Origin of the sequence: Nonomuraea typhae, from assembly GCF_009760925.1 — a bacterium.
Taxonomy (GTDB): domain Bacteria; phylum Actinomycetota; class Actinomycetes; order Streptosporangiales; family Streptosporangiaceae; genus Nonomuraea; species Nonomuraea typhae.
Genome location: NZ_VRLV01000017.1, coordinates 118,294 through 138,347, shown reverse-complemented (window position 1 = coordinate 138,347; position 20,054 = coordinate 118,294). Strand labels below are relative to the sequence as shown.

Annotated in this window: 20 protein-coding genes; 6 read left to right on the top strand and 14 right to left on the bottom strand. The window is 71.5% G+C overall.

Annotation, left to right across the window (positions count from 1 at the left end; translation table 11 throughout):
- Window positions 1-4: 4 nt before the first annotated feature.
- From FVE25_RS55745 to FVE25_RS44070, 3 genes are read right to left on the bottom strand one after another with little or no spacing between them, the layout of a single operon-like run.
- Window positions 5-1,774, bottom strand: coding sequence for a glycoside hydrolase family 3 protein (locus FVE25_RS55745; RefSeq protein ID WP_246268414.1), 1,770 nt, complete (start codon window positions 1,772-1,774; stop codon window positions 5-7).
- Between the two features lie 45 nt (window positions 1,775-1,819).
- A complete protein-coding gene (locus FVE25_RS44075; RefSeq protein ID WP_157253488.1) occupies window positions 1,820-3,118 on the bottom strand; it encodes an alkaline phosphatase D family protein in 1,299 nt (432 codons plus the stop codon).
- A gap of 15 nt (window positions 3,119-3,133) precedes the next feature.
- Complete coding sequence (locus FVE25_RS44070; protein WP_157253487.1) at window positions 3,134-4,285, bottom strand: acetyl-CoA C-acetyltransferase; 1,152 nt, start codon at window positions 4,283-4,285, stop codon at window positions 3,134-3,136.
- A gap of 78 nt (window positions 4,286-4,363) precedes the next feature.
- On the opposite strand from FVE25_RS44070, the gene FVE25_RS44065 reads away from it, so the two are divergent.
- Entirely contained in the window at window positions 4,364-5,041 is a 678-nt protein-coding gene (locus tag FVE25_RS44065; RefSeq protein ID WP_397081874.1) for a TetR/AcrR family transcriptional regulator, read from the top strand.
- Window positions 5,038-5,763, top strand: a complete 726-nt coding sequence (locus FVE25_RS44060; protein WP_157253485.1) for a DNA alkylation repair protein — start codon at window positions 5,038-5,040, stop codon at window positions 5,761-5,763. Before FVE25_RS44065 ends, FVE25_RS44060 begins: the two co-directional genes overlap by 4 nt.
- On the opposite strand, the gene FVE25_RS44055 is transcribed toward FVE25_RS44060, so the two are convergent.
- Window positions 5,705-6,535, bottom strand: a complete 831-nt coding sequence (locus FVE25_RS44055) for a LysR family transcriptional regulator (RefSeq protein ID WP_246268439.1) — start codon at window positions 6,533-6,535, stop codon at window positions 5,705-5,707. The genes FVE25_RS44060 and FVE25_RS44055 overlap by 59 nt on opposite strands.
- Before the next feature lie 81 nt (window positions 6,536-6,616).
- Here FVE25_RS44055 and metE point away from each other — a divergent pair, with 81 nt between their 5' ends.
- Window positions 6,617-8,758: a 5-methyltetrahydropteroyltriglutamate--homocysteine S-methyltransferase gene (metE, locus tag FVE25_RS44050; RefSeq protein ID WP_157253483.1), complete on the top strand. Its 2,142-nt coding sequence runs from the start codon at window positions 6,617-6,619 to the stop codon at window positions 8,756-8,758.
- Here the strand turns inward: metE and FVE25_RS44045 are convergent.
- From FVE25_RS44045 to FVE25_RS44020, 6 genes are read right to left on the bottom strand one after another with little or no spacing between them, the layout of a single operon-like run.
- Entirely contained in the window at window positions 8,755-9,153 is a 399-nt protein-coding gene (locus tag FVE25_RS44045; RefSeq protein WP_157253482.1) for a YbaB/EbfC family nucleoid-associated protein, read from the bottom strand. The two genes, metE and FVE25_RS44045, sit on opposite strands and share 4 nt — an antisense overlap.
- The gene (locus FVE25_RS44040; RefSeq protein WP_157253481.1) at window positions 9,150-10,067 is read right to left on the bottom strand and encodes a carbohydrate ABC transporter permease; all 918 of its coding nucleotides are present in this window, start codon (window positions 10,065-10,067) and stop codon (window positions 9,150-9,152) included. The genes FVE25_RS44045 and FVE25_RS44040 overlap by 4 nt, the downstream gene beginning before the upstream one ends.
- A complete protein-coding gene (locus FVE25_RS44035) occupies window positions 10,068-11,006 on the bottom strand; it encodes a carbohydrate ABC transporter permease (RefSeq protein WP_157253480.1) in 939 nt (312 codons plus the stop codon).
- Between the two features lies 1 nt (window position 11,007).
- On the bottom strand, window positions 11,008-12,381 hold the full coding sequence (ngcE, locus tag FVE25_RS44030) for an N-acetylglucosamine/diacetylchitobiose ABC transporter substrate-binding protein (RefSeq protein ID WP_157253479.1): 1,374 nt from the start codon (window positions 12,379-12,381) through the stop codon (window positions 11,008-11,010).
- A 57-nt stretch (window positions 12,382-12,438) separates the two neighbouring features.
- Window positions 12,439-13,173 carry a sugar isomerase domain-containing protein gene (locus FVE25_RS44025; protein WP_157253478.1) on the bottom strand — a complete coding sequence of 245 codons (735 nt, stop codon included), beginning with the start codon at window positions 13,171-13,173 and terminating at the stop codon, window positions 12,439-12,441.
- Window positions 13,174-14,019 (bottom strand): MurR/RpiR family transcriptional regulator, encoded by an 846-nt coding sequence (locus FVE25_RS44020; RefSeq protein ID WP_246268412.1) that lies wholly within the window; start codon window positions 14,017-14,019, stop codon window positions 13,174-13,176.
- A gap of 104 nt (window positions 14,020-14,123) precedes the next feature.
- On the opposite strand from FVE25_RS44020, the gene FVE25_RS44015 reads away from it, so the two are divergent.
- Window positions 14,124-15,083 carry an N-acetylglucosamine kinase gene (locus tag FVE25_RS44015; protein WP_157253476.1) on the top strand — a complete coding sequence of 320 codons (960 nt, stop codon included), beginning with the start codon at window positions 14,124-14,126 and terminating at the stop codon, window positions 15,081-15,083.
- Here FVE25_RS44015 and FVE25_RS54080 read toward each other — a convergent pair.
- The 3 genes from FVE25_RS54080 to FVE25_RS44000 are packed head-to-tail and all read right to left on the bottom strand — an operon-like array spanning window position 15,055 to window position 17,586.
- Entirely contained in the window at window positions 15,055-15,945 is an 891-nt protein-coding gene (locus tag FVE25_RS54080) for a hypothetical protein (RefSeq protein WP_181019907.1), read from the bottom strand. The two genes, FVE25_RS44015 and FVE25_RS54080, sit on opposite strands and share 29 nt — an antisense overlap.
- A complete protein-coding gene (locus tag FVE25_RS44005; RefSeq protein ID WP_157253475.1) occupies window positions 15,942-16,472 on the bottom strand; it encodes an RNA polymerase sigma factor in 531 nt (176 codons plus the stop codon). Before FVE25_RS44005 ends, FVE25_RS54080 begins: the two co-directional genes overlap by 4 nt.
- A gap of 40 nt (window positions 16,473-16,512) precedes the next feature.
- Complete coding sequence (locus FVE25_RS44000) at window positions 16,513-17,586, bottom strand: thiolase C-terminal domain-containing protein (protein ID WP_157253601.1); 1,074 nt, start codon at window positions 17,584-17,586, stop codon at window positions 16,513-16,515.
- 183 nt (window positions 17,587-17,769) lie between these two features.
- Between FVE25_RS44000 and FVE25_RS43995 the strand changes: the two genes are divergently transcribed.
- Window positions 17,770-18,609 (top strand): LysR family transcriptional regulator, encoded by an 840-nt coding sequence (locus FVE25_RS43995; RefSeq protein WP_157253474.1) that lies wholly within the window; start codon window positions 17,770-17,772, stop codon window positions 18,607-18,609.
- 15 nt (window positions 18,610-18,624) lie between these two features.
- On the top strand, window positions 18,625-19,248 hold the full coding sequence (locus FVE25_RS43990; protein ID WP_157253473.1) for a MerR family transcriptional regulator: 624 nt from the start codon (window positions 18,625-18,627) through the stop codon (window positions 19,246-19,248).
- 24 nt (window positions 19,249-19,272) lie between these two features.
- Here FVE25_RS43990 and FVE25_RS43985 read toward each other — a convergent pair whose 3' ends face one another.
- Complete coding sequence (locus FVE25_RS43985) at window positions 19,273-20,034, bottom strand: SDR family NAD(P)-dependent oxidoreductase (protein WP_157253472.1); 762 nt, start codon at window positions 20,032-20,034, stop codon at window positions 19,273-19,275.
- Window positions 20,035-20,054 lie beyond the last annotated feature (20 nt).

The window sequence follows — 20,054 nt, the reverse complement described above, 5'->3', positions numbered from 1 at the left end:
GACGTCACAGGGTACCGGTGATCGCCTCCGCGGCGGCCTGGCCGCAGACGCGGGCCGAGCCGTACGTGGCGATGTGGACGGAGCCCAGGTCGGTGCGGGCGGGCAGGCCCATTTCGACCACCACCGCGTCCGGGCGGGCGCTGAGCAGGTGGCGCAGCGCCTCGCCCTGCCAGGCGTAGCGGTGCACGTCGCGCACCACGATGACCAGCGGGCGTTCCCTGGCCTTCTGCAGAAGGCTCTCCAGGACCGGGCCGCCCGCCTCGCCCGCGGTCAGGCGCGCCACCGCGGTGCCCGGCAGCAGGCGGGACAGCGGGTCGCCCACGCCCCACGGGGTGCCCTTGTCGATGGCCAGGTTCATCTCCGGGGCCAGTTCGATCACCTGGGCGGGCCGGGTGATGGGCAGCGCGGGGGCGGCGGACCTGCGGGTGATGCGCAACGCGCGGCGGGCCGCGCTCAGGCCGATCTCCTCGCCGGCGACCGGCTCCGCGACGCCCGCACCGCGACCGTCGCCATCCAGCCCCGCGCCCGCGCCGTGACCGTCGCCGTCCAGCCCCGCGCCATAGCCAGAGCCGTCCAGCCCCGAGCCCCCGCCGTAGCCGTCGCTGTCCAGGCCCGTGCTCGCGCCGTGGCCGGAGCCGTCCAGGCCCGCGCTCGCTCCCGCCGTGCCGGTGGCGGCGTTGTGCGCCCCGGAGCCGCGTGTCAGGGTCACGGCGGAGTCGGAGCGCGAGGTCCTGGCGGAATCGGCCCGGGGCTCGGCGCGAGCCTCCGCGCGGGCCTCGGCTCGGGCGGAGACCGTCCAGGCGGACAGTTCCCGGACCCTGCGAGCGGCGTCGGCCAGGCGTTCCTCCGGCAGCAGGCCGTCGGCCACGGCGGCGGCGATGGTGTCGCGCACGTGGATCGCGGTGGCCTCGTCGGCGTGCTCGCCGCCGATGCAGATGGCGTCGGCGCCGGCCGCGATGGCGCGGGCCGAGGCGCCGCCGATGCCGTAGGCGCCCGAGACGGCCGCCATCTCGATGCCGTCGGTGACGATCATTCCGTCGAAGCCCAGCTCGTTCCTGAGCAGGCCGGTCAGCACCTTGTGGCTGAGGGTGGCGGGGGTGTTCGGGTCATGGGAGGGGACGAGCAGGTGCCCGGTCATGACGGCGCGCACGCCCTCCTCGATCGCGGCGGCGAAGGGGGCCAGGGCCTCCTCGATCGCGCCGCCGACGACGGGGACGCCGTGGTGGGAGTCGACCGAGGTGTCCCCGTGGCCGGGGAAGTGCTTGGCGCAGGCGGCCACGCCGGCCGCCTGCAGGCCGCGTACGAAGGCGCGCGTGTGGCGGGCGACGAGTTTGGGCTCGGCGCCGAAGGCGCGCAGGCCGATGACGGGGTTGTCGGGGTTGGAGTTGACGTCGGCCGAGGGCGCGAAGTCGATGGTGATGCCGGCGGCGGCCAGGTCCCGGCCGAGGTCGCGGGCGAGGAGTTCGGTGAGCTCGGTGTCGTCCACGACGCCGAGCGCGTAGTTGCCGGGGCGGCTGCTCCCGGTGGCGACCTCGAGACGGGTCACCTCACCCGATTCCTCGTCGGTGCCGACGAGGACGGCGGGGTTCTCGGCTCGGAGGGCGGCGGTCAGTTCGGCCACCTGAGGGACGTTGGTGATGTTCCGGGAGAAGAGCACGACTCCGGACAGCCCCTCACCGAGCCTGCGGCGCAGCCAGTCAGGTGGCGTCGCGCCTTCGAAACCGGGCAAGAGGACGGCGTCAGCCAGGCGCAGCAGGTCTCGGCTCATGGGCATGACCCGAAATCTAATAGGAAACTTTCCTATTTGCTAGAGGCATTTTCAGACGTCAACACGGATGATCCCCTTGCCGTCCGTGATGAACTCTGCGACTGTCCGGGCTCCTGAGGCGTCGAGGCCCTTGTGGGACACACGAAAACCCGAGGGTCCGGCCGTGCCCGAGAGATAGCCGCGATGTGCATCGAAGAAGCGTATGTGCGGATTTGCCCCTAGAACAGCATCGGCGTCGGTCTCAGGAGGACGGCTGGAGACGGCCGAGCAGACGAACTCGGCACCGATCGGCGGAGAGTGAGGATCGAGGAAATCCGCCTTCAGCTCGCATGCCCAGTGATTGTGAACATCGCCACTCAGCACCACGAGTCCGGGAGCGGCGCCTAGAATGCGGGCCCGCTCGGCGGGCTGGCCGTCCCAGCTGTCCGGGCGCAGATTGGGCGGCGGCCCCGGGACGAACCGCCGGGCGAAGAACAGCGGCTGCACGAGCACCTTCCAGCGCACCGGGCTGGAGGCCAGCCGCGAAAGCAGCCACTGCTCCTGCTCGGCCCCGAGCATCGAGCCGGCGTCGCGATACTGGCGCACGTCCAGGAGCATGAAGTCGGCCACCAGCCCGTACGTGCGCCGCCGGTACATCCGCAGGCCCCCGCCCTCCGGCCGCACGCGCAGCGGCAGATGCTCGTAGTACGCCTGGTAGGCGGCGGCCCGGCGGCGCAGGAAGGCGGCCGACCCGTCGCCCCTGCCCCGGTAGTTGTCGGCCACCTCGTGGTCGTCCCAGGTCGGCACCCAGGGCGCCGCGGCATGGGCGGCCTGCAGATCGGGATCGGCCTTGTAGCGGGCATAACGGGCCCGGTAGTCGGCCAGCGTGCGCGCCTCGCCCGTCCGATCCAGGCGGCGCACCGGGTCGGCCGCCTGCCGTGCCTCGTAGACGTAGTCCCCCACGTGGAAGACCACGTCCGGCCGCTCGGCGGCGAGGTGCCGGTAGGCGGTGTAGAGCCCGTGCTCGTACCGCTGGCAGTTGGCCAGCGCGAACCGCACCGGCGCCACCGAGGCCGGGTCGGGCGCGGTCCTGGTACGGCCGGCCGTACTGACGTGGCTGCCGAACCGGAACCGGTAGAAGTACTCCGCCCCCGCCTGAAGCCCGGCGACGCGCACGTGCACGCTGTGGGCCCATTCGGGCAGCGCTCGCGCCGTGCCCTGGCGCACGATCGTGGTGAACCGTTCGTCCGCGGCGAGCTGCCAGCGCACCTCGACGGGCCGGTTGGGGACTCCGGTCAGCCGGGTCCACAGGATGATGCCGTCCGGCAGTGGCTCCCCCGATGCCACGCCTAATGTGAAGGGGTTGGCCATGCCCTCAATGGTGACTCAGGCCATCTCGACGATGGTGACGTTGGCCTGTCCGCCTCCTTCGCACATCGTCTGCAGGCCCAGGCGTCCGCCGGTGCGCGCCAGTTCGTACAGGAGTTTGGTCATGAGCACCGCGCCGGTGGCGCCGAGCGGGTGGCCGAGGGCGATGGCGCCGCCGTTGGGGTTGACCCGGGCCGGGTCGGCGCCGGTCTCCTTGATCCAGGCCAGTGCGACCGAGGCGAACGCCTCGTTGATCTCGATGACGTCGAAGTCGCCGATGGACATCCCGGTGCGGCCGAGCGCGTGCGCGGTCGCGGGGATGGGGGCCGACAGCATCTCGATGGGGTCGCCGCCGCGCGCCGACAGGTGGCGGACGCGGGCGATCGGCGTGAGGGCGTGCTCCCGTACGGCCCGCGGCGAGGCGACCAGGAGGGCGGCGGCGCCGTCGGAGATCTGGGAGGCCAGCGCGGCGGTCAGCCGCCCGCCCTCGACCAGGGTCTTGAGCCCGGCCATCTTGGCCGGGGTGGTGTCGCGGCGCGGCCCTTCGTCGACGGCGACGCCTTCGTAGGGGACGATCTGGCCGGCGAAGTGCCCGGCGTCGATGGCGGCGGCGGCGCGGCGGTGGGATGCGAGGGCGTACTCCTCCATCTCCTCCCGGCCGATCTCCCATCGGGCCGCGATCTGCTCGGCGCCGAGGAATTGGGAGACCTCGCGCGAGCCGTACCGCCGGGACCAGCCCTTGGAGCCGCTGAACGGCGTGTCGTGGCCGAGTTCGCGGCCGGCGAGCATGGCTTGGGAGATGGGGACCATGCTCATGTTCTGCACGCCGCCGGCCACCACGAGGTCGGCGGTGCCGGAGAGCACGGCCTGGGCGGCGAAGTGCAGGGCCTGCTGGGAGGAGCCGCACTGGCGGTCCACGGTGACGCCGGGGACGGTTTCCGGCAGGCCGGCGGCCAGCCAGCAGGTGCGGGCGATGTCGCCGGCCTGGGGGCCTACGGTGTCGACGCAGCCGAAGACGACGTCCTCGACGGCGGCCGGGTCGATGCCGGTGCGGCGGACGAGTTCGCCGAGCACGTGGGCGCCGAGGTCGGCGGGGTGGGCGGCGGACAGGCCGCCGTTCTTGCGGCCGACGGGGGTTCTGAGGGCCTCGACGATGTACGCCTCGTTCATGTCCATATCGTAGCAAGCGCTTGGTAGACTGTTGAGCTGGGCGTGTTCCGTGAACAAGCGATTGTGCGAGGGCTCATAATGGAGGATGTGACCACGCGAAAGAACTCCGGCGCGACCGCCCCACCGGCCAAGCGCCAGCGCGCGACCTCGTCCGGCTCAGCCTCCGAGCGCCGTGATCATCTTGTCAAGCTCGCCGCGGAGCTCTTCGCGCGCAAGGGCTTCCAGGCCACGACCGTGCGGGAGATCGCCGACGAGGCCGGCATCCTCTCCGGAAGTCTCTACCACCATTTCGACTCCAAGGAGACGATCGTCGACGAGGTGCTCTCCACCTTCCTCGACGACCTCATCGCCCGCTACCGCGCCGCCCTCGAGTCCGGCGGCGAACCGCGCGCCGTGCTGTCGGAGATGGTGCGCATCGGCTTCGGCACGCTGGAGCCCCACCGCGCCGCGATCACCGTCATGCAGAACGACTGGAACTACCTGCGCCAGTTCGAGCGCTTCAACTACCTCGTCAAGGCCGAGGACGAAGTCGAGCAGATGTGGGTCACGCAGATCAAGGCCGGCCAGGCGGCCGGGCAGTTCCGCGGCGACGTCGACCCCAAGCTCACCTACCGGATGATCCGCGACACGATCTGGGTGGCCGTGCGCTGGTTCCGCCCGGGCGGCCGGCTCAACACCACCGGTCTGGCCGAGCACTACATCACCGTGCTCTTCGACGGGCTGGCCACGGGCGAGCGCACCACGCAGAAGGCATGAGCCTCCGCAAAGCCGTGCGATCGGCCCTGCTGGAGGTGGCCGACCCGGCCAAGGCGCCGCAGATGCAGGCGTACATGAAGTCCGGCATGCCGTTCCTCGGCGTCCAGGCCGGGCCCCGCCGTACCGTGCTCAAGCGGGTCTTCGCCGCCCACCCGCTCGACGGCGCCCCCGAGTGGCGGCGCGCGGTGCTGGAGCTGTGGCGTGAGGCCGAGTACCGCGAGGAGCGCTACGCGGCCGTCGAGCTGTCCGGCTACCACCGCTACCGCGAGCACCAGACGCTCTACACCGTCCCGATGTACGAGGAGATGGTGGTCACCGGCGCCTGGTGGGACCTCGTGGACGAGATCGCCACCCACCGCGTCGGCGGGCTGCTGGCCGCCTTCCCCGACTCGATGCGCCCGCTCATGCTGGAGTGGGCCGGCGACGCCGACCTGTGGAAGCGCCGGACCGCGATCCTGTCGCAGAACCGGTTCAAGCAGCGCACCGACACCGCCCTGCTGTATGCCTGCATCGAGCCGAGCCTGTCCGACAACGACTTCTTCGCCCGCAAGGCCATCGGCTGGGCGCTGCGCGAGTACGCCAAGGTGAATCCGGCCGAAGTGGTCCGCTACGTGCAGGCCAAGGGCATCTCCGGGCTGAGCAAGCGCGAGGCCCTCAAGAACGTCACCGGGTCCACAACGCCTCCTGCACGGCCTGGACCAGCGCCATCAGCGCAGGCGTGACCTTCTCGCCGCGCCAGGCGAGCCCGTAGGTCAGCCGGGTCTCGGCGCCCTCCAGCGGGACGAACCTGACGTCCTCCCGGCGCACCGTCCTGGCCACGAGCTGCGGGATCGGCAGCATGCCCACCCCCGCGGCGACCAGGTCGAGGGCGGCGCCGAAATCGTCCTCGGCCACCTGGCGGTGCCTGCCGGGCAGCCCGGCCAGCCGCCCGCCGGGCACGAGGAGATCCTGCCCCGCGAGCTGCTCGGCCAGCACCCGGTTGCGCCACGGATGATCGGCGGGTACGGCCAGCCGATCGACGCTCACGTGAAAGCGCGCCCCCGTGGTGAACCGGACCGGCGCAGGAAAGGCCACGATCGCCGCCGACACGCGGCCCTCGTCGAGCGCGCGGTGGGCGGCGCCGCGCCCGGCGGGACGGAGCTCGACGGCCAGCGCGGGACTGCGGGCCGAAAGCCGCCGCACGATGCGCGCCGCGAGCGCTCCGGCGATCGATGGATAAGCCAGATGGATAACCGACTGAGTGAGCCGGGCAGCCTCCTCGGCGAAGCCGGCCACGGCGGCCAGCACCTGCTCGGCCTGGCCCAGGAGGGCGTCGCCCGCGGGCGTCAGCCGTACTTCCCGTGCCGTCCGCTCGAAGAGCTGGAGATCGAGGGCCTTCTCCAGCCGCGTGATGGCCTGGCTCACGGCGGGCTGCGACATGCCCAGGTCGGCGGCGGCCCGCGAGAAGCTGAGCCGACCGGCCACGCGGGTGAAGCACTGGATTTCCTTGAGCATAAGCAGCACGAATAGATGATGCATCACGAGGAAGATCGAGGGCACGATCCAGGGGTTTCGTCACCGGCTTGGGAGCATGCGATGTCCACCGTGCTTGGTTACCCCCGTATCGGTCCCCGCAGGGAGCTGAAGCGGGCCCTGGAGTCCTACTGGGACGGGCGCAGCACGCGCCGGGAACTCGAAGAGGAGGGCGCGCGGCTGCGGGCCGCCACCTGGCGCCGCCTGGCCGAGCTGGGGCTCGGGGAGCTGCCGTCCAACACGTTCTCGTTCTACGACCAGGTGCTCGACACCGCCGTGCTGCTGGGCGCGGTGCCCGAGCGCTACCGGGCCGCCGAGGACCCGTACTTCGCCATGGCCCGCGGCACCGACGGGCTCGCGCCCCTGCGGATGACCAAGTGGTTCGACACCAACTACCACTACATCGTGCCGGAGATCGGCCCGGAGACCGTCTTCACGCTGGACGCCGCCAAGCCGCTGGGCGAGGTGCGCGAGGCGCGGGCGCTCGGGCACGAGACGCGGCCGGTGGTCGTGGGCCCGGTGACGTTCCTGCTGCTGTCGGGCGCCCTGGACCGCCTGGAGGACGTGCTCGGCCCCTACGCGGACCTGCTGGCCGCCCTGGCCGCCGAGGGCGTGGCCTGGGTGCAGCTCGACGAGCCCGCGCTGGTCACCGACCTCACGCCCGCGCAACTGGACGCGGTCCGCGCCGCCTACGACCGGCTCGGCGCGCTGAGCGGGCGCCCCCGCATCCTGGTCGCCTCCTTCTTCGGCGACCTGGGCGCGGCGCTGCCCGCGCTGGCCGCCACGCCGGTCGAGGCGATCGGGCTGGACCTGGTCCGCGGCCGGGTGCCCGACATTCCCCTGGACGGCAAGACCGTCGTGGCCGGGGTCGTCTCCGGGCGCGACGTCTGGCGCACCGACCCGGGCCGCGCCCTCGCCACGCTCCGCGCCATCCGGGCCGACCGGGTCGTGGTCGGCACGTCCTGCTCGCTGCAGCACGTGCCCTACTCCACCGCCGCCGAGGACGACCTGCCTCCCGAGTTGCTGTCCCGCCTGGCCTTCGCCGAGGAGAAGGTGGCCGAGGTGGTCGAGCTGGCCCGGCTGCTGGCCGAGGGGGCGGCGCCCGCCGTACCGGATGAGCCCGCCGCGGCCGCAGAACCCGATCGGGTACGGCCGGCCGCCCGCAGCCCCTACCCCGTGCGGGCCGCGGCGCAGGCCGGGCACCTGAACCTGCCCAAGCTGCCGACCACCACGATCGGCTCGTTCCCGCAGACCGGCGAGCTGCGCAGGGCCAGGGCCGAGGTCGTGGCGGGGAAGCTGGCGGAGGACGGCTACGAGGCACTGGTCCGGCGTGAGATCGAGCACGTCATCCAGGTGCAGGAGGACCTCGGCCTGGACGTGCTCGTGCACGGCGAGCCCGAGCGCAACGACATGGTGCAGTACTTCGCCGAGCACCTGGACGGCTTCGCGGTCACCAAGCACGGCTGGGTGCAGTCGTACGGCTCGCGCTGCACCCGCCCGCCGATCATCCACGGCGACGTGCGGCGGCCGGAGCCGATCACCGTGCGGTGGTCCGCCTACGCGCAGTCGCTGACCTCGCGGCCGGTGAAGGGCATGCTGACCGGGCCGGTGACGATCGTGGCGTGGTCGTTCGACCGCGACGACCTGCCGGTGCGGGAGGTGGTTTTCCAGGTGGCCGACGCGATCGCCGAGGAGGTGCGCGACCTGGAGGCGGCCGGGCTCTCGGTCATCCAGGTGGACGAGCCGGCGCTGCGCGAGCTGCTGCCGCTGCGCGCCGCCGAGCAACCCGCCTACCTGGAGTGGGCGGTGGCGGCCTACCGGCGGGCCACGGCGGTGGCGGCCGACCGCACGCAGATCCACACGCACCTGTGCTACTCCGACGCCGACCAGATCCTGGCGGCGATCGACGGGCTGGACGCCGACGTGACCACGATCGAGTCGGCCCGCTCGGGCCGGCGCATCCTGGACGCGGTCAGCGGCTACACCCGCGGCCTCGGCCCGGGGGTGTACGACATCCACTCGCCGCGGGTGCCCTCGGCCGAGGAGGTCGGGGAACGACTGGCGGCCGCGCTGAAGGTGCTGCCCGTCGAGCGGGTGTGGGTCAATCCGGACTGCGGCCTGAAGACCCGCACCTATCCGCAGGTGGAGGCGTCGCTGGGCAACGTGGTCGCGGCCGCGCGCCGCCTGCGGGAGACGCTCGGCTAGCGGTTGCCACCCATCTGCTCCGCGAGCTGGGTCAGCACGGCCTCGAGGTCCCCGTCGAGATAGGCGCGCAGCTGCTCGGCGGGGATCAGGTGGGCGAAGACGTCGACGATCTGCTCGCGGGCCTTCTCCGTGGCCCTGGCCAGCGTGCCGGCGATCGTGTCGGCCAGGGCCCGGGCGTCGGGGTCGCGGTAGACGCGGGGGTCGATCTCGAGGCCGACCAGCTCGCCGCGGGCGTCCACGGTGACCGTGACCAGGCCGTCGCGGGACTGCTCGGTGACCTGGACGGCCTGCGCCCTGGCGTGCAGCTCGCCGGCCTCGCCGTGCAGGCGCAGGAAGCCGTCGCGCAGTTCCTCGACGTAGATGTGCAGGCCCGCGGCGTCGTGCTCCGGCGTCACTTCAAGGCTCCCGTGGTCAGGCCGGACTGGATCTGGCGCTGGAAGACGGTGTACACCACCAGCATCGGCAGGATGGCCAGCGTCAGGGCGGCGAAGAGCGCGGCCCAGTCCTGATCGTAACCGGCGGCGGTGGAGATGTCGGCGATGCCCTGAGTGAGCACCCACTTGTCGCGCTCCTGCAGCAGCACCAGCGGGAGCTGGTACTGGTTCCACTGGCCCAGGACGTTGAAGATCGTGATGCTGATCAGGCCCGGTCTGGCCATCGGGAGCATGATCTGGAAGAAGACCCGCGTGTGGGAGGCCCCGTCCACCAGCGCGGCCTCGCCCACGGCGGTGGGCAGCGTGCGGAAGAACGCGGCCAGGAAGAAGATCGTGAACGGCATCGAGTAGGCGATGTAGACCAGCACCAGCCCGGCATGGGTGTTGAGGCCGATGAAGGGCCCGATCAGCGGCACGTTGCCCATGTTCTGCACGACGAAGAACAACGGCGTCAGCGCCAGGTACACCGGGAAGGCCAGCCCGGAGACGAACAGCAGGTAGACGGCCCGGTTGCCGCGGAAGGGGTAGCGGGCCAGCACGTAGGCGGCCATCGAGCCGATGAGCATGGTGCCGAACGTGCTGAACGAGACCACGATGACGCTGTTGAGCATGTACTGCCCGATGTTCGCCTGCTCCCACGCGCGGGCGAAGTTGTCCCAGCGCAGGGTGGCCGGCAGGGACCAGGCGCTGCCGAAGATCTCGTCCTCGCTCTTCACCGAGGCGAGGAAGGTCCACAGGATGGGCACCACGACGAGGACGGTCCAGATGAGCAGCGCCAGGTGGGTCAGCAACGCCAGCGGCCCGAGCTGCCTCCGGCGTTCCCTGCGGGCGATCTTCCGGGAGTTGGCGACCGTCCACGAGATCATCGTTGTCATCTAGTACTCGATTCGTTCACGCCGGGACAGGCGCAGCGACAGGATCGCGAAGCCGACGGTGAAGAAGAACATGACGACGCCGAGCGCCGAGGCGTAGCCGAACCTGAAGTACTGGAACGCGTTGCGGTAGATCTCGGCGGCCATGACGGTCGTGGAGAAGTCGGGCCCGCCGTGCTGGTCGGTCATGACCCACACGATGGCGAACACGTCGAGCGCCAGGATGCCCAGATAGACCCAGGCGACCTGGACCGTGTCCCACAGCAGCGGCAGCGTGATGCGGAAGAACAGGCTGACCCGGCCGGCGCCGTCGATCTGCGCGGCCTCGAACATGTCGCTCGGGATGGAGGCGAGCCCGGCCGAGAACAACACGACGTAGAAGCCGACCGCCTGCCAGACCATGACCCCGAGGACCGACCAGAAGGCGATGCCGGGGTCGGACAGGAACCCGACCGGCTTGATCCCGAGGGCCATCAGCGGCCCGTTGAGCATGCCGCTGCCGTCCGGCCGGAAGACCTGCTGGAACAACACGGCCACCACGGCGACGGCCAGCACCTGCGGGAAGAAGAAGACCACCCGGTAGAAGGCCGAGCCGGCGATGCCGCTGGTGCCCTTGGCGCCGCCGACGTTGAGCAGGAACGCGAAGAACAGCGCGATGACGATCGTGACGACCGGCAGCAGCACGAGCAGCGCGGCGTTGTGCGTGACCGCCTGCCAGAACACGCCGTCGCCGATGAGCCGGCGGTAGTTGTCCAGCCCGACGAAGGACGGCGTGCCGGAGACGCCCCGCCAGTCGGTCAGCGAGATCTGGAACGCCTGGATGTAGGGCGAGATCACGTAGACCAGGTAGAGCGTCACGGGCGCGACGAGGAACGAGAAGATGAAGAGGGTACGGCGGTGCCGCTGGAACCACGACGGCACCGCTGCGGCCGGAACTCCCATGTCAGCGCTGGTACTTCTTGATCGAGGAGTCGGCCTTGATCTCGTCGGCCTTCTTCTGCATGCGCTCCACGAACTTCTCCGGCGTCAGGCGGCCGCTCATGAGCTCGCCGGTGGCGGCGGTGGCCTCGTCCTTCAGCTGGAGGTACCACTTGTCCCAGCGGTAGTAGAGGGTGTTCTCCCCCGCGGCGGCGTAGGCGTCCGAGGCGCTCTTGACGCCGGTGGACAACTGCAGCCCCTCGCCCGCGCCCTTGACCGTGGGAACCGTGGACACGAGCTGGCTGAACTCGCCGGCCGCCTTCTTCGACAGCATGGCCCGCAGGTAGTCGACGCCGCCCTGGGAGTTGGCGGCCTTGGCCGGGACGATGAAGTTCTCGCCCGGCTGGGTGTGCAGCGTGCCGTACGGGAGCTTGTCGGCGCCGGTGACGTCGGGGATGCCGAACATCGCGTAGTCGAAGCCCGGCGGCGTGGTGGTCTTCTGCTCGTTCTCCAGCCAGGAGCCGGACGGGAGCATGGCCACCTGGTACTTGTTCTGCGCGGTCTGCGTCTGCACGTGGTCGAGCCCGGCGGTGCCCTGCATGAGGTACTTGGCGCTCACCTCGGCCCACCGGGTGACCGCCTCCTTGATCGGGCCGGCCTTCCAGGCCCCGTCCTCGAGGTTGTCGAGGTTGACCAGGACCTCCTTGCCGCCGATCTTCGCGGCCGTGGTGAGGATGGGCTCCAGCGCGTACATCGGGTGCTTGCCGGCGTAGGTGAAGGGGGCCATCTTGCCGGACTTCTTGATCTTTTCGCAGAGCTGGATGAACTCCTCCCAGGTCTTCGGAGGGGTCCAGCCGTTGTCCTTGAAGACCTTCTGCGAGTACCAGAGGCCGTAGATGTAGTTCACGTACCCCACGACCGAGAATTTCCCGTCATAAGTACCGATCTCGATCACGGCCGGGTCGATGGTGTCGCGCACCTTGATCGCCGGGTCGTCCCAGCTCTCCATGTCCAGCATCGGGGTCAGGTCGAGCAGCTGGCCGTCCTGTGCCAGCGCGCCGAAGTCCATGGCGTTGGCGCCCGAGTTGTCGATCACGTCGGGCGGGTTGCCGCCGGCGAAGCGGGGCTGCAGGACCTTCGTGATCTCCTTGGTGAAGTTGTGCTTGATCGTCACCTCGGGATATTTGGCCTTGAACAACGGCTGGTGGATGTCGGTGGCGTACTTGTGCCCGAAGCCGCCGTCGAAGATCCAGACCTCCAGCTGCTTAGCGGCGCCCGGCGCGCTGCTCGCGGGCGTCTTCGGCGCCGGGGTCGCGCAGGCGGCCAAGGCGCCGGCGACGGGTACGAGGGCGGCGCCGCGCAACAGCTGGCGGCGGGAAAGCTGGGGGGTGGACGACATAGGGGACTCTCCTTCAGCTCGGCGTCTGGTCCGGGGTCAAGCTCCGCGTCTGCGGGGTCAGGCTCCGCGTCTGATACGGCCGGCGTAGCGGCTCTCCAGGGCCTTGTTGTGTTCGTCGCCGCCGGCCACGTTGGCCGACAGGTAGATGGGCGGCGTCTCGCCGAGGGCGACCAGTTCCTCCACGGCCGTGGTGACGACCAGCTGCGCCAGCAGCGCCGAGGTGATCGTCGAAACCGCGCCGTAGCTGCCGCCGCCGGGCAGTTCGAGGATGGCGTCGCCGTACGGGGCGCCGTTGTCGAGGACGACGTCGGCGAGGTCGAGCAGCTTGCGGCCGGTGGGGTGGCGGGAGGTCATCGCGGTGCTGTGCTCGACGGAGGTGAGCGCGATCAGCGCGTGCCCGCGGTCCTTGACGATGCGGGCCAGCTCGACGACGGTGCCGTTGACGCCGGAGCTGGAGATCAGCACGAAGACGTCCTGCGGTTCGACGGACGCCAGGTCGTAGATCGGCTGGGCGATCGCCGGGTCGCGTTCCAGTTCGGCGGTGAGCACGTCAGGGGGCTGCCCGCCGTACAGGACGAGGTCGCGCGGCGCGAGGCGGTTGCTGGGGACGAGGCCGCCGGCCCGTCCGGCGATCTCCATCGCGATGGCCTCGGAATGGCCGGTGCCGAAGGCGTTGACCACGCCGCCGTTGCGCAGTGAGGTGACGATCAGCCGGGCCGCCTGGCGTACCTGGTGCTCCTGGCGGGCGGCGACCGTGCGGGCCAGCTCCAGGACCTGCGTTGCGTACGACATTCAGCCTCTTTCGACTCGATGGCTCTCGACCGCGCTGATCGTCCGTTCGAAAGCCTCGGTGGTGCGTTCGTAGGTGCGCTGGGCGACCGCGACGTAGACGGCGTCCAGGACGAAGAGCTGGGAGTGGACCGCGGCCAGGCCGCCGAGGCGGAACGTGGTCTCGCGGCTGGCGGTGGTCAGCACCCGGTCGGCCACTTCGGCCAGCGGCGAGCGGGCGAAGGAGGTGACGGCGACCGTCTTCGCGCCGTGGCTGCCCGCCTCGACGAGGGCCTCCATGACCTCGCGGGTGCGTCCGCGGTGGCTGATGCCGATGGCCACGTCGCCGGGGGCGAGCAGGGCGGCGTCCGACAGGGCCACGTGCGCGTCGCCGGCGCTCCAGCAGGGGATCCCGATGCGGCGCAGCCGGCCCTCGAACATGGTCGCCACGTTTCCGCTGGTGGAGACGCCGACCAAGAGGACACGCCGGGCGGCGACGATCGCGTCGGCGACATGGGCGACGGTCTCCAGGTCGAGCTGGGCGGCGGTGTCCTGGATGAGACGGGTGTCGGCGGCGGCCATCACCTCGACCGCCGCGTCGAGGGGGTCGTCGGGGCCGATCTCGTGGCCGACGCCGGCGCCCCATCCCGCCTGCGCGGCGCGGCCGGTCTCGGTGGCCAGCGCCACCCGCAGCTCGGCGTAGCCGGAGAAGCCGAAGGCCCGGCAGAACCTGGTCACGGTGGCGGGCGAGCTGCCCGCGCGCTCGGCCAGCGCGATGATCGTCGAGCGGGCGGCCTCGGCGGGGTCGCCCAGGATCACCTCGCCGACCCGGCGCAACGCCTCCGGAAGTCCCGGCAGTTCTGTTTCCACTCGCCCGAGGGCACCTGAAGTCACGAATATTCCTTCCGAATACCCGGTCTTCAGGCGAAAATTATTCTTGCAACTCGGTCGCGTCAAGGCCCAAAATCGGGTCCGTGACTAACTCGTTGGTCGTCGGCGTGGACGCCGGCGCCACCTCCACCCGCGTCGCCGTCCACATGCTCGACGGCACCCGCGTCGGCTACGCGCGAGGCGGGGCGGGCAACCCCACCGCCCATGGCGTCGAGAAGGCGGTCGCGCACATCGGCCAGACCCTCGGCGAGGCGCTGGCCTCGGTGGATCCGGGCGCGGTGGTCGGCTCCCTGGCCGGCGTGGCGGGCCCGCAGGACGTCCTGGACACCGAGCTGGCCAAGGTCTGGGCCGCGCACGGGATCGCCGCGGGGCCCGAGGTCGTCACCGACCTCCCCATCGCCTTCGCGGCCGGCTCCCCCGCCCCGGAGGGCATCCTGCTGCTGTCCGGAACCGGCGCCGCGGCCATCCGAATCTCCGGCCACCGGCAGGTGGAGATCGCCGACGGGCTCGGCTGGCTGCTCGGCGACGGGGGCTCGGGCTTCTGGATCGGCCGCGCCGCCGCCAAGGCCGTCGTGCACACGCTCGACCGCGCCGAGCCGCCGGGCCTCCTGGGCGAGCTGGTCCTCACGCACTTCCTCGGCGCGGAGCGCGGCGCCACCCCGCGGGCGAGCGCCGATCGGGTGGTACGGCTGGTCCAGGCCGGTCACATGCGGCTGGCCGAGCTGGCGCCCCTGGTGAGCCGGGCCGCCGCCGAAGGCGATCCGATGGCCATGGAGATCGCCCACGACGCGGCCCGGCAGCTCGTCGCCACGATGCGCCGCCTCCACTCGAGCGGCCCCGTCGTGCTGGCCGGGAGCGTGCTGACCAACCCCGGTCCGGTACGGCAGGCCGTACAGGACCTGCTGGGCGGGACGGCCGTGCACACGGCGCAGGACGCGGCGGGGGCGGCGGCGTGGCTGGCGGCCCTCGACCTGCTCGGACCGGGGGCCGCCGGGGTGCACGCCAGGTTCGTGGCTAGCCCGCGCCGGAGCCCGGGTCCTTGACGTTGTCGGCCGCCGGCTTGTCGGGGGCCACGGGCTGGTCGGTGACCAGGAGGCGGACCTCGCCGCGGGCGGCGTCATGCGACTCCCAGGCGTACCAGTCCCGGCCCACCTTCTCGTTCTGGCGGGACGGGTCGACGAAGTGGCCGCCTTCCGGGCTGGGGTCGATGATCTGGTAGACGAGCTTCAGGCCGCGTCTCCTGATCTCGTCCTCGACCTCCCCGACCCGCTTGCCCTTGACCTGGTAGCCCGGCATGGAGCCCTGCGGGTCGTCGGACAGGGCGATGTTGGCGTACTGCTCGCCGGCCTTCGCCGGTCGGCCGGCCTTGATCACGGTCTCGGTCACGGTCGTGCCGAGCGTCAGGATCAGCGTGCAGCCCGGGGTGTCGATCTCGCAGCCGGCGGGCTCGAACTCCATGCCGACCTCGGTGCTCTCGCCGGTTCCCTCGGCCGAGCCGCCCATCGAGAAGATCTTGCCCACCTTCTTCGGCGAGCTGGGCGCGAACTGGAGTTTCACGTCAAGCCCGACGGCCCGGAAGCCTTCCTCGTACCTTTCCGGGTCGGCGAACGGATCCTTGATCCGGGCGACCCAGCGGTTGTTCTCGAAGCGGATGTCCAGGGCCGAGTTGGCGTAAGAGGTGGCGCTGCCCGGCGGGTTGAGGATGCTCGGGCCCACCACGGCCGCCGTCGCCAGCGCCGCGGTGACCAGCGCGCCCGCGGCCAGGCGCTTCCACGGCCGCCTTCTGGGCTCCTTGACCGGCTCCTCGGCGGTGATGGCGGCCAGCAGCGCCCGTGCCCCCGCCCCGGACGCCTGCCCCCTCAGCTCGCCGTCGCGCACCCGCGCGATCTCCTGGAACTCGTTCATGCTGACTCCATCACGAGGTGGTGGGCGGTCACTCCGGCGCGCTCCAGCGCACGGGAGAACCTCTTGCGGGCGCGGTGCAGCCGGATGCGGACCGCGTTGCGGGAGACGCCGAGGACCTTCGCGATCTGGGCGTGGTCGAGGCCCTCCCAGGCGACCAGCGAGAGCAGTTCGCGGTCGTCGTCGCCGAGTTCGCGGAAGGTGCGGGCGATGGCGCCCAGTTCCACGGTGTGCTCGGGGGTGCGGGCGTAGAGGTCGGCGATGTCCACGTTGAGCTCGGCGCTGCGCCGCTGTCTGCGGATCTGGCCGCGGCGGTGGTTGGCCAGCGTGTTGCGGGCCACGCCGTACAGCCAGAGGCGGGCCTCGTCGCCACCGGGCAGGCGGTCCACGCGGCGCCAGGCCGTGGCGTAGGTCTCGGCCACGATGTCCGCCGCGTCCTCCGGGCTGTCGCAGCGGCGCATGGCGTAGCCGAGGATCTGTTCATAGGTCGCGGTGTAGATCTCCGCGAACCTGTCGGCTTCGGTGCTCACATCCAGTCCATGTCCGGGGATGTGGCGAGCATTTCAGGATTTATGCGGAAGTGAGGATCGCGGCGCTGCCGTACGCGCCGCCGAAGCCCGTGACCAGGGCCACCTCGCGGTCGGCGCGCAGCTCCCGCACGGCCTGCGCGACGTTGTTGAGGCCGTGCACGTAGCCCTCCGACAGCAGGCCGCCGTGCCGGTTGACCCAGGCGTGGCGGCGCTCCAGCAGGTAGGGGCCCAGGTCGCCGGCGAGGCCGAAGTCGGCCAGTTGCCTGGGGACCAGCCAGGAGTAGGCGTCGTAGAGCAGCGCGGTGTCCACGTCCGCGGGCTTCATGCCGGCCGCCTGCCAGAGCATCGGGGCGACGTGCGCGGAGAAGACGGCCGAGACGTCCGGGGCGTGCGCCATGTCCGAGCAGCCGGGGCCGCCGCCGCGGACCACCGCGTGGATGCGCGGGCCGGCCAGCACGCCGCTGACGACCAGCGCGCAGGCGCCGTCGGTCTCCTGGCAGCAGTCGGCCGTGCGCAGCGGGGTGCAGACGTACGGCTTGGCCTGGTAGTCCGCCCAGGTCAGGGGTTCGCGGCGGAGGGCTCGGGGGTTGGTGGCGGCGTTGTCACGGGATTGGGCGACGACGGCGTGCAGGTGTTCCCCGGTCAGGCCGGTGTCGTGGAGGTAGCGGGTGGCGGCCAGGGCGAAGAGCGGGATCGGACCGGCCATGCCGTACTTTTTGGTGAGCTCTTCCTGGGGTCCGGTGGAGGCGAGGTTGAGGCGCTTGCCGGAGCGGCCGTTGAGCGCCCGATAGATCACGATATTTCGCGCCAACCCGCTATAAATCAACATCGCGGCGTCGCCCAGGATGGAGGCGGCCTGCGTGCCGCCCCCGGTGATGTCGTTGTGCCAGCCCAGCCGCTCGATCCCCAGCGCCCTGGCGACCTGGACCACCGGGACCGAGTCGTTCAGGTGGTAGCTGAGCACCGCGTCGGCCTCGTGCGGGGCGATCCCGGCGTCGGCGCAGGCCGCCTGGCAGGCTTCGACCGCCAGTTCCAGCTCGGTCCGGCCGGAAGCCCTGGTCAGGGCGGTCATCCCGATCCCGGCGACGGCCGCGCGGCCGGAGAAGGGCTGCATGGGACTCCCGTGGTCGAGGACCGCCCGCCGGGCCGGGGCGCGATCCGTCCCGGCGGGCGACTGCTGCCCCGTCACGCTAACCCGGCGCCGTTTGTGAGGCAAGCGCTTGCTCGGTTAACATTCGCTGTAAATCCTCAGGCACATCCCTGATACGGATCACCGTGTGCGCACGATGATTAGGGCATGGATCTGCGCCAGGTGCGTTACGCGATCGCCATCGCCAGGGCCGGCAGCCTGCGCCGCGCCGCCGGCGTGCTGCACATCGCCCAGCCCACCCTCTCCGAACAACTCAAGGCCCTGGAGAAGGAGATCGGCGCGGAACTGTTCACCCGCTCCTCCAGCGGGGTGCGCCTGACCGAGGCGGGCGAGGTCTTCCTGGCCCAGGCCACCGTCGCGGTGGACGCGTTCGAGCGGGCCGTCGTCGCCGCCCGCGGCAAGGGCCAGGCGTTACGCATCGGCGTGGCCGACGGGCTCTGCGACGTGCAGGCCCGCCTGTTCTCTCACCTGCCGGGCGGCCCCCGCCTGCGCGTGGTGCCGATGGGCACCGCCGAGCAGATCGTCTCACTCACCGACGGCAGCCTTCAGGCCGGGCTCGGCTACGCCCCCGGCACGCTCCCCCGCGGCGTGGCCCGCACGCTCATCCACCGCACGCCCGTGCACGCCCTGCTGCCGCGCGAGCATCCGCTGGCCGCCGAGGAGATCCTGACGCTGGCCGCCCTCGCCGCCGAACCGCTGGTCATGCCCGAGTCCGACGGCGGCCGCTACCTGGCCGGCTTCATCCGCCACCGCCTGCACCCACGCCTCGGACCGGCCGCGGCCACCCACGACCTCGCGATCGCGACGGTCGAGGCCGGCGCCGGATACACGCTGTGCGTGCGCCCGGGCACCACGGTGCCGGAGTCCACGGTCTTCGTCCCGATCGCCGAGCCCATCCCGCCCATCGAGGTGGTCTTCCTCTGGAACCGCCAGTCGGAGGTGCACGACCTCGTCACCGCGGCCCGCCAGCTGGCCCGATCTGGATAGCGCTATTATCTATTGATGCGCATCTCCGAACTGAGCGCCGCATCCGGTGTGCCGCTGCCGACGGTCAAGTACTACCTGCGCGAAGGGCTGCTCCACCCCGGCGAGCAACTCGCGGCCACCCGCGCGGACTACGACGAGACCCACCTGCGCCGGCTGCGCCTGATCCGGGCCCTGCTGGAGGTGGGTAAACTCCCGGTCGCCTCGATCAAGAAGGTCATCGCGGCCGTGGACGACCCCGGCCTGCCCGTCCACACCATGCTCGGCACCGCCCACTACGCCCTGGCCGGCGAGGTGCCGTCCGCCACCCAGGATCCCGACTGGGACAGCGCGCAGGCCGAGGTGGACCAGCTCATCGCCGCGCTCGGCTGGCGGATCGAGTCCTGGGCCCCGCCCCGCGCCGAACTCACCGAGATCCTCACCAGGATGCGCAAGCTCGGCATGAAACCCGACCTCCGCCCCTACGCCGAGGCCGCCGACAAGCTGGTCACCGAGGTGGAGATGGACCAGATCTCCTTCGACGGCCCCCGCGACGCCGCCGTGGAGGCGCTGGTGCTCGGCACGATCCTGTACGGCAGGGCCTTCGACGCCCTGCGCCGCCTAGCCCAGGAGTCCGAGTCCGCCCGCCGCCTGGCCCCCTGAGGCGCGCCCTGTCTCCCGTGCCCATCAGGCGATGACGTGGCTCTCCCCGCCGTCCACCAGGAGCGAGGCCCCGGTGACGTAGGACGCCTTCTCACTGGCCAGGAAGGCCACCACGTCCCCCACCTCCCCGGCCCGGCCGATCCGGCCCATCGGGGTGTCCGCCGCCCTGGCCGCCAGGCCCTCCGCGCCTCCTGAGACCTGCCGCAGCCGTTCGGTGTCGATCGGGCCGGGCGCCACGTTGTTGATCAGCACGCCGTCCCCCGCCACCTCCCTGGCCAGGCTCCTGACCACCCCGGCCACCGCCGACCTCGTGGCGTTCGACAGGGCCAGCCCGTCCAGCGACTCGCGCACCGTCCGGCTGGTGATCGTGACGATCCGCCCCCAGCGGCGCTCGCGCATCTCCGGCAGCACGGCGTGGATCAGCCGGACGGTGCCCAGCAGGTTGCGCTGAATGGCCACGTCCCAGTCGGCCAGACCCACGTCGACGAAGCGCCCGGCGGGCGGGCCGCCGGCGTTCGCGACCAGGATGTCCACCGGTCCCAGGACGTCGCGGGTCTCGGCCACCACCCGCGGCGCCGCCACCGGGTCCTCCACGTCGGCCAGCACCGCGTGCACCACGCCGCCGAACTCCTGAAGCTCCACCACGGCATCCGCCAGCCGCTCGGGACTGCGGGCGCAGACGCAGACGTTGGCCCCCTCCCTCGCCAGGGACATGGCGGCGGCCAGCCCGATGCCCGCGCTGCCGCCGGTGACCAGTGCAACCTTGCCCGCGATGCCGAGATCCATAGGGGCGACTATAGGACGAT

Excerpts from the sequence above, each read along its gene's own strand:
- FVE25_RS55745 (WP_246268414.1), bottom strand. The coding sequence starts at position 1,774 with ATGCCCATGAGCCGAGACCTGCTGCGCCTGGCTGACGCCGTCCTCTTG.
- FVE25_RS44075 (WP_157253488.1), bottom strand. The coding sequence starts at position 3,118 with ATGGCCAACCCCTTCACATTAGGCGTGGCATCGGGGGAGCCACTGCCG.
- FVE25_RS44070 (WP_157253487.1), bottom strand. The coding sequence starts at position 4,285 with ATGAACGAGGCGTACATCGTCGAGGCCCTCAGAACCCCCGTCGGCCGC.
- FVE25_RS44065 (WP_397081874.1), top strand. The coding sequence starts at position 4,364 with ATGGAGGATGTGACCACGCGAAAGAACTCCGGCGCGACCGCCCCACCG.
- FVE25_RS44060 (WP_157253485.1), top strand. The coding sequence starts at position 5,038 with ATGAGCCTCCGCAAAGCCGTGCGATCGGCCCTGCTGGAGGTGGCCGAC.
- FVE25_RS44055 (WP_246268439.1), bottom strand. The coding sequence starts at position 6,535 with ATGCTCAAGGAAATCCAGTGCTTCACCCGCGTGGCCGGTCGGCTCAGC.
- metE (WP_157253483.1), top strand. The coding sequence starts at position 6,617 with ATGTCCACCGTGCTTGGTTACCCCCGTATCGGTCCCCGCAGGGAGCTG.
- FVE25_RS44040 (WP_157253481.1), bottom strand. The coding sequence starts at position 10,067 with ATGACAACGATGATCTCGTGGACGGTCGCCAACTCCCGGAAGATCGCC.
- FVE25_RS44035 (WP_157253480.1), bottom strand. The coding sequence starts at position 11,006 with ATGGGAGTTCCGGCCGCAGCGGTGCCGTCGTGGTTCCAGCGGCACCGC.
- ngcE (WP_157253479.1), bottom strand. The coding sequence starts at position 12,381 with ATGTCGTCCACCCCCCAGCTTTCCCGCCGCCAGCTGTTGCGCGGCGCC.
- FVE25_RS44025 (WP_157253478.1), bottom strand. The coding sequence starts at position 13,173 with ATGTCGTACGCAACGCAGGTCCTGGAGCTGGCCCGCACGGTCGCCGCC.
- FVE25_RS54080 (WP_181019907.1), bottom strand. The coding sequence starts at position 15,945 with ATGAACGAGTTCCAGGAGATCGCGCGGGTGCGCGACGGCGAGCTGAGG.
- FVE25_RS44000 (WP_157253601.1), bottom strand. The coding sequence starts at position 17,586 with ATGCAGCCCTTCTCCGGCCGCGCGGCCGTCGCCGGGATCGGGATGACC.
- FVE25_RS43995 (WP_157253474.1), top strand. The coding sequence starts at position 17,770 with ATGGATCTGCGCCAGGTGCGTTACGCGATCGCCATCGCCAGGGCCGGC.
- FVE25_RS43990 (WP_157253473.1), top strand. The coding sequence starts at position 18,625 with ATGCGCATCTCCGAACTGAGCGCCGCATCCGGTGTGCCGCTGCCGACG.
- FVE25_RS43985 (WP_157253472.1), bottom strand. The coding sequence starts at position 20,034 with ATGGATCTCGGCATCGCGGGCAAGGTTGCACTGGTCACCGGCGGCAGC.